At 52.2% G+C, this 9,467-nt stretch carries 9 protein-coding genes, 1 rRNA gene and 1 pseudogene; 1 reads left to right on the forward strand and 10 read right to left on the reverse strand.

Annotated elements, in window-relative coordinates:
- Positions 1–3: 3 nt before the first annotated feature.
- Positions 4–119: ribosomal RNA gene (gene rrf / locus F3J37_RS27485) — 5S ribosomal RNA — on the forward strand.
- 190 nt (positions 120–309) lie between these two features.
- On the opposite strand, the gene F3J37_RS27490 is transcribed toward rrf, so the two are convergent.
- The 10 genes and pseudogenes from F3J37_RS27490 to F3J37_RS27535 all read right to left on the reverse strand — a co-directional run.
- Entirely contained in the window at positions 310–1,071 is a 762-nt protein-coding gene (locus F3J37_RS27490) for an amino acid ABC transporter ATP-binding protein (RefSeq protein WP_034830190.1), read from the reverse strand.
- A gap of 8 nt (positions 1,072–1,079) precedes the next feature.
- Positions 1,080–2,180, reverse strand: a complete 1,101-nt coding sequence (locus F3J37_RS27495; protein ID WP_160869950.1) for an amino acid ABC transporter permease — start codon at positions 2,178–2,180, stop codon at positions 1,080–1,082.
- A 15-nt stretch (positions 2,181–2,195) separates the two neighbouring features.
- Positions 2,196–3,374: an amino acid ABC transporter permease gene (locus tag F3J37_RS27500; protein ID WP_034830186.1), complete on the reverse strand. Its 1,179-nt coding sequence runs from the start codon at positions 3,372–3,374 to the stop codon at positions 2,196–2,198.
- Between the two features lie 66 nt (positions 3,375–3,440).
- Positions 3,441–4,466, reverse strand: coding sequence for an amino acid ABC transporter substrate-binding protein (locus tag F3J37_RS27505; protein ID WP_034830184.1), 1,026 nt, complete (start codon positions 4,464–4,466; stop codon positions 3,441–3,443).
- Between the two features lie 541 nt (positions 4,467–5,007).
- On the reverse strand, positions 5,008–5,304 hold the full coding sequence (fis, locus tag F3J37_RS27510; protein ID WP_003855228.1) for a DNA-binding transcriptional regulator Fis: 297 nt from the start codon (positions 5,302–5,304) through the stop codon (positions 5,008–5,010).
- Between the two features lie 24 nt (positions 5,305–5,328).
- A complete protein-coding gene (gene dusB, locus F3J37_RS27515) occupies positions 5,329–6,294 on the reverse strand; it encodes a tRNA dihydrouridine synthase DusB (RefSeq protein WP_166936783.1) in 966 nt (321 codons plus the stop codon).
- A 394-nt stretch (positions 6,295–6,688) separates the two neighbouring features.
- Entirely contained in the window at positions 6,689–7,570 is an 882-nt protein-coding gene (gene prmA, locus F3J37_RS27520) for a 50S ribosomal protein L11 methyltransferase (protein WP_166936785.1), read from the reverse strand.
- An 11-nt stretch (positions 7,571–7,581) separates the two neighbouring features.
- Positions 7,582–9,027 carry a sodium/pantothenate symporter gene (panF, locus tag F3J37_RS27525; protein WP_166936787.1) on the reverse strand — a complete coding sequence of 482 codons (1,446 nt, stop codon included), beginning with the start codon at positions 9,025–9,027 and terminating at the stop codon, positions 7,582–7,584.
- Entirely contained in the window at positions 9,017–9,259 is a 243-nt protein-coding gene (locus tag F3J37_RS27530; RefSeq protein ID WP_034830168.1) for a YhdT family protein, read from the reverse strand. Before F3J37_RS27530 ends, panF begins: the two co-directional genes overlap by 11 nt.
- Positions 9,260–9,329: 70 nt before the next feature.
- Positions 9,330–9,467: pseudogene (locus tag F3J37_RS27535) on the reverse strand (acetyl-CoA carboxylase biotin carboxylase subunit); the annotation flags it as partial.

Consider the following 9,467-nt stretch of genomic DNA (forward strand, 5'->3'; position numbering starts at 1 on the left):
TTGCCTGGCGGCTTTAGCGCGGTGGTCCCACCTGACCCCATGCCGAACTCAGAAGTGAAACGCCGTAGCGCCGATGGTAGTGTGGGGTCTCCCCATGCGAGAGTAGGGAACTGCCAGGCATCAAACACAGAAGCCCTGAACGAAAGTTCAGGGCTTTTTTGTATGTTAAAAACTACGCGCGTAGGCTTAAAACTACGCAAACAGGCTTAACACTCGGAAAACACGACGAAAGAGTGGATGCGTCGTAATACGACGAGCATAAAAAAGCCTCTGCCAGATGGCGCAGAGGCTTAAGTCACTCATTTGATATTAATGGATGACCTGAGAAAGGAAGGCGCGTGTACGTTCTGATTTAGGATTCGCGAAGAACTCCTGCGGCGGCGCTTCCTCAACAATCTCTCCGCGATCCATAAAGATCACTCGGTCCGCCACAGTACGCGCAAAGCCCATCTCATGCGTCACGCATAACATCGTCATACCATCTTCTGCCAGACCAATCATTGTATCGAGAACCTCTTTCACCATTTCTGGATCGAGTGCTGAGGTCGGTTCATCGAACAGCATGATTTTCGGTTTCATACACAGTGAACGCGCGATCGCCACACGTTGTTGCTGCCCTCCTGACAACTGCCCTGGAAACTTATGGGCATGTTCCGCGATACGCACGCGTTGCAGATAGTGCATCGCTAACTCTTCCGCTTCTTTCTTCGGCATCTTGCGCACCCAAATCGGTGCCAACGTGCAGTTTTGCAACACAGTAAGATGCGGGAACAAATTGAAATGCTGGAATACCATGCCGACTTCGGTACGAACACGCTCAATATTGCGCACATCATCGTTAAGATGGATGCCATCTACTACGATACGACCTTGTTGATGCTCTTCTAAATGATTGATGCAACGAATAGTCGTTGATTTCCCGGATCCGGAAGGCCCACAAAGAACAATGCGTTCGCGGGGTTTTACCAGCAAGTTAATATCTTTGAGAACATGGAACTGACCATACCATTTATTCACGTTTTCGAGCGTAATCATCATGGCGTCAGCCGCATTAGTCATAATTTGTGTCATGTAAAACCTCAGTGCGATTTACGCCCGGTGTGGAAGCGCTTCTCCAGATGCTGGCTATAGCGCGACATGCTAAAACAGAAAATCCAGTAGACCATGGCAGCAAACACATAGCCTTCGGTCGACATGCCCAACCAGGTGGGGTCAACGGTGGCTTGCTGCACGCTACTGAAGAGATCGAAGAGGCCGATGATGATCACCAGGCTGGTATCTTTAAACAGTGCGATGATGGTATTCACTAAACCGGGGATGGTCAGCTTAAGTGCCTGCGGCAGAATAACCAGCATCTGCGTTTTCCAGTAGCCCAACGCCAGTGATTCTGCCGCTTCAGTTTGCCCTTTTGGCAGTGCTTGTAAGCCGCCACGCACCACTTCTGCAACATAAGCGGACTGGAAGAGAATTACCCCAACCAGCGCACGTACCAGCTTGTCGATAGTTGTGCCCTCTGCCATAAACAGCGGCAGCATTACCGATGACATAAAGAGCACGGTAATCAGTGGCACACCACGCCAGAACTCAATGAAAATCACTGACAGGGTGCGAACCACGGGCATTTTTGAACGACGAGCCAGCGCCAGCAGAATCCCCAACGGCAGCGCACCAGCGATGCCAATTGAGGCAATAATCAGCGTCAGCGTCAGACCGCCCCACTGGCGGGTTTCCACGCGATCCAGCCCCAGATACCCGCCATACATCAGCAGCCAAACAATGATCGGATAGATCACCGCCCAGCAGGCAATGTAGCGACCACGGCGTGGCATCGACTTAATGAACATGGGAATGATTGACACCAAGCCAACCACCAAGGCCAGATTAATGCGCCAGCGCAGTTCGTGCGGATAAAGTCCATACATAAACTGGCCAAAACGTGCGTGGATGAATACCCAGCATGCACCTGCTTTGGTGCAGTCTGCACGTGTTTCGCCAATCCAGTTGGCCTGGAAAATCAGCCAATCCAGCGCCGGTGGAATCACACTCCAGATAATCCAAAAGCTGAACAACGTGAGCAGGGTATTCAGCCAGCTTGAGAACAAATTTTTGCGCGCCCACAGCCAGGCTTTCCCTAACGGATTGCTGGGTGCAGGCGATGTATCGTGTGTGGTTACAGACATAATGATCCCGTTCTCTTATCGCTCAACTAGCGCAATTTTGCGGTTGTAAAGGTTCATCAGCAGTGAAATAAGCAGGCTGATGATCAGATAGACCGCCATGGTAATCGCAATAGTTTCAATGGCCTGGCCAGTTTGGTTCAGCACCGTGCCGGCAAACAATGACACCATATCGGGATAGCCAATGGCCGCTGCCAGTGATGAGTTCTTCACGATGTTGAGATACTGACTGGTTAACGGTGGAATGATCACGCGCATTGCCTGCGGGATGATGACCTGACGCATCGTGACAGGATTTGGCAGACCCAGCGAGCGGGCTGCTTCATTCTGACCGTGCGGCACCGACTGAATCCCAGAGCGAATCACTTCGGCAATGAACGATGAGGTATACACAGAAAGCGCCACCGTTAGCGCCGCCAGCTCCGGGATCATCACAAAGCCGCCGCGGAAGTTGAATCCGCGCAGTTCTGGTACATCCCAATGCGTTGCGGCACCAAACAATGTGTGTGCAATCAGGGGTAACAGCACAATCAAACCTGCAGCGGCGGGCCACGTGCGGCGTAACTGGCCGGTTTTTAATTGATGCTTACGGTTGAAGCGGAAAAGTGCAACGCTGCCGAGGATGGCCAGTGCCAGCGCAATCAGGAATGGCCAGGTGCCAGGTGCATACTCTGGCCACGGAATATACAAACCGCGGTTACTGACAAACGCCAGATCAAACGCATTGAGTGCCTGACGTGGCCCTGGCAGGTTACGCAACACCGCAAAGTACCAGAAGAAGATCTGCAGCAGCGGTGGGATATTACGAAACGTCTCGATGTAGATGGTCGAGAGTTTACGCAGCAGCCAGTTTTCAGACAGACGCGCGAGCCCCACGGCGAAGCCCAGGATGGAGGCAAATACAATGCAGAGTGCGGAAACCAGCAGGGTATTGGTCAACCCCACCATAAACACGCGCGCGTAAGTATCGCCTTCGGTGTAATCGATCAGGTGTTGGACGATGCCGAAACCGGCATTGCGCTCAAGAAATCCGAAACCGGAAGTGATGCCGCGGTTGGCCAGGTTGATTACTGTGTTGTGGACCAGATATCCCACCACAGCAAGCACGGCCACAATCGCGATGATCTGGTAAAGCCAGGCGCGAACCGTAGGATTACCAAACGAAAAATCCCTCTTTACGGTTGGGCGTTGTGACATGTTGAAACCTCAGTGAAGAAAACGCTTGGGCACCGCAGGGTGCGGCGCCCGACTGGCAGAACAGACTTAGCGTACTGGTGGAGCGTACTGGATGCCGCCCTGGTTCCAGAGTGCATTCTGGCCACGCGCGATTTTCAGTGCGCTGTCTTTACCCACGTTGCGATCGAACACTTCCTGATAGTTACCGACCTGTTTGATGATGTTGTAAGCCCATTTATTATCAAGTTTCAGGTCTTTACCGAAGTCACCTTCTGCACCCAACAGGTGAGCCATATCCGGGGTGGTGGGTTTGGCCGCCATCTGATCAACATTCTTAGAGCTCACGCCCATCTCTTCTGCGTTCAGCATGGCGTAAAGAGACCATTTAACGATGGTGAACCAGTCGTCATCACCACGACGTACCACAGGACCCAGCGGCTCTTTAGAGATCACTTCTGGCAGCACGATGAAATCATCTGGTTTGCCGAGTTTCACACGCAGTGCATACAGCTGAGACTGGTCGGAAGAGAGGGTATCGCAGCGGCCACTGTCGAGTGCTTTCGCTGACTCATCAGAACGGTCGAAGGTCACTGGCGTGTACTGCATTTTGTTGGCTTTGAAGTAGTCAGCCACGTTAAGCTCGGTATCGGTACCGGCCTGAATACATACGGTGGCACCATCCAGCTCTTTGGCGCTTTTCAGGCCCGCTTTCTTATGGGTCAGGAAGCCGATGCCGTCATAGTAGTTCACACCAGCGAACAAGAAGCCCATGCCACCATCGCGCGAAGAGGTCCAGGTGGTATTACGAGACAAGATATCCACTTCACCAGACTGGAGCGCAGTGAAACGCTCTTTAGCCGTCAGCGGGGTGTATTTCACCTTGCTTGCATCACCAAATACCGCAGCCGCAGCAGCGCGGCAAACATCCACGTCGATTCCGGTAAATTTGCCGCTGGCATCAGCGTAGGAGAAGCCTGGCAGGCCATCGCTGATACCGCACTGTACGAAACCTTTCTTTTTAATGGCATCCAGCGTGGTGCCTGCGTGCGCTTGTTGAGTAACGGCGAACAGCGAGGCTGCAGCGACCAGGGTGGAAAGCATCATCTTTTTCATAAAGCATCCTGTGTGGCGAGATCGTGTGTTGTTATGTTTGCACGCACTTTAATGTGCGCTTTTTTCTGTCTGTGGCGGTTAGCCATCCACGACTCTGCAAAGGTAATGCCAGGTTTGCAGAATCCTGAATTCACTGGAAAGATCTTTTAATAAAAGGACGCATCCAGAAATTTTGGCTACTATCGCGCACCAAAAGGCTGCATGACGAGACGACGCGATCACAAATAGTGCAAATAGTTTCACTATGTGGAAGCAGTGTGAGCCATCACTCAGGATAAAATGTATGCGTTTGCAGGGTTACGGTAGAAACAGTGCAGGATCACTGGGAAAGCGGCATGGCGGGCGTTATGACGCACAAAGCAGGCGCTAAAAAGGGGCAAAAGACGTGTGGTAAGAGAGACGAAATATCACGGATGCAATTGCAACTATCGTTACCATATCCGCGACAATTGTTTCATCCGTTGCTAACGCAGGGAAACTATTGGTGAGGCATAAACAAAAACGCCAACCCGAGGGTTGGCGTTAGCGCAGCAAAGAACAATTAGTTCATGCCGTATTTTTTCAGCTTCTTACGCAGGGTACCACGGTTGATACCCATCATCAGAGCTGCACGGGTCTGGTTGCCACGGGTGTACTGCATCACCATGTCCAACAGAGGCTGCTCAACTTCAGCCAATACCAGCTCATACAGATCACTTACATCCTGACCATTCAGTTGAGCAAAATAGTTCTTCAGTGCCTGTTTTACCGAATCACGAAGTGGCTTTTGCGTCACCTGATCCTGTGAGTTAACGGTAGAAACGGTCAGTACATCAGAATTTACGCGTTGTTCGAACATAGTTCTTTCAGCTCTTTATTTCGTTTACGCAAGATTTTCGAAGTATGCCTCCAACGCCTCCAGCTGTTCGCTGGCATCCTCTATGGCGTTGAATGTGCGCCGAAACTGGTCATCAGGAGCACTTTCCTGCAAATACCAGGAAACGTGTTTACGAGCAATACGGTATCCCTTGCGATGACCATAAAAGTCGTGCAGTTCCCGTATATGTCCAATCAGCATTTGCTTCACTTCAGCCAGCGGCTTCGGTGCCAGCAGCTCCCCTGTGTCCAGATAATGCTGGATTTCCCGGAAGATCCACGGTCTTCCCTGAGCAGCGCGTCCAACCATCAGAGCATCGGCTCCGGTATAGTCGAGCACCGCTCTGGCTTTGTGCGGGTCAGTAATGTCACCATTCGCGATAATCGGAATGGAAACGCTCTGCTTAACTGTCCGAATGCTGTCGTATTCAGCGTGCCCCTCAAACAAACAGGCGCGCGTGCGGCCATGAATGGTGAGAGCCTGAATGCCACAGCGTTCAGCCAATTGGGCAATCTCTACACAATTACGATTTTCTTTGTCCCAGCCGGTGCGAATCTTCAGCGTAACCGGTACATCAACTGCATTCACTACCGCACGGAGGATGGACTCCACCAGTGACGGATGCTGCAGCAGTGCTGAGCCAGCCATCTTACGATTCACTTTCTTAGCCGGGCAGCCCATGTTGATATCAATGACCTGCGCGCCAGACGCCACATTAATGCGCGCGGCAGCAGCCATCTCATCAGGATCGCAACCGGCAATTTGCACGGCACGGATTCCAGGCTCGTCACTATGCACCATACGCAACCGGGATTTATCACTGGCCCAAACTTCTGGGTTTGATGACAGCATCTCGGAGACAGTCATACCCGCGCCGTTCTCGTAACACAAGGTGCGAAATGGCTTGTCGGTAACGCCAGCCATAGGTGCAGCGATGAGTCGATTACGTAGCTGATGGTGTCCAATGCGCATGAAAAAGAAGTGACCCTAACTGTTCGCAAGGCGGCGTATATTACGCATTTTTTAACGAAGATGAAAGGCCAAACTTTGAACAATTCACCGTTAAACTGCGAGGAATTCGGCCTTAACAGCAATGCTACAACTAATAATCTATATAATTCAGTATATTAAAAAATTATGCTGAAATTGTGAGCAAAAGTTTTTCTTAAAACATGCCCAAAATCACGACATAAAAACCGCCACATCCGGTAATTAGCCAGAGAAATGACGGCGATATGATTATTAAATGTACTAATTTGATTGCTTTCAGGTAGCAGATTTGCGGCTGATATGCAGAGGGTGAGTTGCTTTCACTGTCTGATGGCCAAACAGCAAACCGGCCAGCGAAGCCAGCCGGTGATCAAACTCAGCGGCGCACACCGGTAATACGGCACCACTCCTCTTTTTCAGCCACCGGATCAAGTACGAAGCGCTCAACATAGGCTTCGCACACCCCTTCAGCCTGGCTGGCTAATACGCCCGACAATCCCAGATGTCCGCCCGCTTTTGGCAATACGCTAATCAGCGGCGCCAGCTCACGTAGCGGGCCTGCGAGGATATTGGCGACAACCACATCCGCTTGCAGGTTTTCCGGCTGTTGATGCGGTAGATAGAGCGACAGACGATCAGAAACGCCATTGCGCTCCGCATTGTCACGGCTGGCCTGAATAGCCTGCGGATCAATATCAATCCCGATAGCCTGCGACGCGCCCAGTTTAAGAGCGGCTATAGCGAGAATGCCGGATCCACAGCCAAAATCGATCACAGTTTTGCCTTGCAGATCAAGTCCATCAAGCCAGGTGAGACAGAGCGAAGTGGTCGGGTGGGTGCCGGTTCCAAACGCCAGGCCCGGATCCAGCATCACGTTGACGGCATTCGGATCCGGCACGTCCCGCCAGCTCGGGCAGATCCACAAACGTTCACCAAAACGCATCGGGTGGAAGTTATCCATCCATTCACGTTCCCAGTCTTTATCCTCGATCTGCTCGATCTTGTGATGGAAATGCGATCCCAGCAGTGGATGTTGACTCAGTTCGGCCACCACATCGTCCATCTCGGTTTCGGCGTCGAACAGACCAATCACATCCGTATCGCCCCATAAGCGTGTTTCACCCGGCAGCGGTTCGTAAACCGGGTTGTCATGGGTATCCTGAAACGTCACCGAGACGGCGCCCACGTCCATCAGCGCATCGCTCAGCGGCTCGGCATTTTCGCCGGTACTGTTAATTTTGATTTGAATCCAAGGCATAGCGTTTCTCTTTATTTCACCGCAGCATGACGCGCTTCAGGCGTGCTGCCAAACAAATTACCCACCACGAAGGCCAGCAGGCTTAAGGTCAATGAGGGAACGATAGGGTGAAAGCCCCATAGTTCAATTTTCAGGCTGGCGAGTAAGGTATAGCAAGCCGCGCCGACAACCATGCCGCTGATAGCACCTGTCGAATTAGCGCGCTCCCAATACAGTCCCAATACCAGCGGCCAGAGGAACACGGCTTCCAGTCCGCCAAAGGCCAGCAGATTGAGCCAGATAATCATATCCGGTGGATTCCACGCCGCCAGTAACAGCAATATGCCCAGCACGAAAGTGATAGTGCCGGATAGCATACGCAGGCGCGATTCATTCTCGCTGTGCTGTGGCGCAATACGCAAATAGAGATCCTTGATCAGCGTAGCGGAGGATTGCAGCAGCTGCGCGTTAATCGTTGACATGATTGCTGCCATCGGTGCAGCGAGAAACACGCCGGCTGCCATTGGCGGCAACACGGTGATCATCAGCGTCGGGATCACGCGATCCGGAACAGTGAGATCCGGCAGAATGGCACGACCTAACGCCCCCGCCAGATGCATGCCGAGCATCAGAATCACCACGACAATGGTGCCCAGAATGATGCCGCGATGCATGGCTTTACTGTCTTTATAGGAGATACAGCGCACCGCAGTATGCGGCAAACCAATCACGCCAAAGCAGACCAGCACGGCGAAAGAACTCAGGAATGTCGGATTAATGACGTTACCAACACCTTCCGGCGACACGAGTTGGGGATCGATGGTGCGCAGTTTCGTCACGGCCGTTTCGAGTCCACCCGCCTGATGGATAATGGCAAACAGCAGCAGGAAGGTGCCGACCAGCATTACCAGACCTTGCATTGCATCGTTGAGTACGCTGGCACGGAAGCCGCCAAACGCGGTATACAGCGCGATGGTGCCACCAAAAATTAATAAGCCGGTGTCGTAAGGAATACCCGCAGCGGTTTCCAGCAGGCGTGCACCACCAATAAACTGTACGGTCATTGCGCCAACAAAAGCCACTAATAAGCTAATACTGGAGAGCCAAATCAGCAGTGTGCTGCCATAGCGGCCATATAGCATGTCATTCAGCGTCACAGCGTTATAGCGGCGCGCGAGAATGGCGAATTTCTTTCCTAATACACCGAGCGAGAGCCACACCGCCGGCACCTGAATCATCGCCAGCAATACCCAGCCAAGACCATATTTATAGGCAGCACCCGGCCCGCCAATAAACGAACTGGCACTGATGTAGGTGGAGGTAATCGTCATGGCCAGCACAAAGCCACCCATCGAACGGCTGCCGAGGAAGTATTCGGTGAGGAAATTGCCCTGACGGTGTTTGCGCATCGCAAACACCGATAAACCGGCGATCAAGACCAGATAGGCTAATAGCGGCAGAATGATTTCACTGTCCATCTTGATCCTCAAGCGACATGTCGCGATACAACAGGCGAACCATCACCCAGCAAAGGACGATAAATAGCAGCGGGGCGAAAATGCAGGAGAGCTCAAACCAGTGTGGTAATCCGGTGATGCCGCTCTCATTGCCGCCTAGCCAGGCACTTAGGCCCCAGACGGCGAGGTACGCCAGCGTCAGATAAAATGCCCAGCGCGCCTCTTTGTTCGCTTGTAAAAAACGCCAATCCATTATGCAACCTCAACGGTAACAAAAATGAAAAAGGCCGGATTAACCGGCCTTTGTTTGCTCTGCGCTGCAATTACTTCTCGTGCAGGCCGAGTTTTTTCTCCAGATAGTGGATGTTGGTGCCACCCTGCTGGAAATGTTCGTCGGACATGATTTTCATCTGCAGCTCGACGTTGGTCTTGATGCCGTCGATGATCAGTTCCGCCAGCGC

Origin of the sequence: Candidatus Pantoea communis, assembly GCF_011752685.1 — a bacterium.
Taxonomy (GTDB): domain Bacteria; phylum Pseudomonadota; class Gammaproteobacteria; order Enterobacterales; family Enterobacteriaceae; genus Pantoea; species Pantoea communis.

Bases quoted from the DNA above. Each gene is read 5' to 3' on its own strand.
- F3J37_RS27490 (WP_034830190.1), bottom strand. From the start codon at position 1,071: ATGACACAAATTATGACTAATGCGGCTGACGCCATGATGATTACGCTC.
- F3J37_RS27495 (WP_160869950.1), bottom strand. From the start codon at position 2,180: ATGTCTGTAACCACACACGATACATCGCCTGCACCCAGCAATCCGTTA.
- F3J37_RS27500 (WP_034830186.1), bottom strand. From the start codon at position 3,374: ATGTCACAACGCCCAACCGTAAAGAGGGATTTTTCGTTTGGTAATCCT.
- F3J37_RS27505 (WP_034830184.1), bottom strand. From the start codon at position 4,466: ATGAAAAAGATGATGCTTTCCACCCTGGTCGCTGCAGCCTCGCTGTTC.
- fis (WP_003855228.1), bottom strand. From the start codon at position 5,304: ATGTTCGAACAACGCGTAAATTCTGATGTACTGACCGTTTCTACCGTT.
- dusB (WP_166936783.1), bottom strand. From the start codon at position 6,294: ATGCGCATTGGACACCATCAGCTACGTAATCGACTCATCGCTGCACCT.
- prmA (WP_166936785.1), bottom strand. From the start codon at position 7,570: ATGCCTTGGATTCAAATCAAAATTAACAGTACCGGCGAAAATGCCGAG.
- panF (WP_166936787.1), bottom strand. From the start codon at position 9,027: ATGGACAGTGAAATCATTCTGCCGCTATTAGCCTATCTGGTCTTGATC.
- F3J37_RS27530 (WP_034830168.1), bottom strand. From the start codon at position 9,259: ATGGATTGGCGTTTTTTACAAGCGAACAAAGAGGCGCGCTGGGCATTT.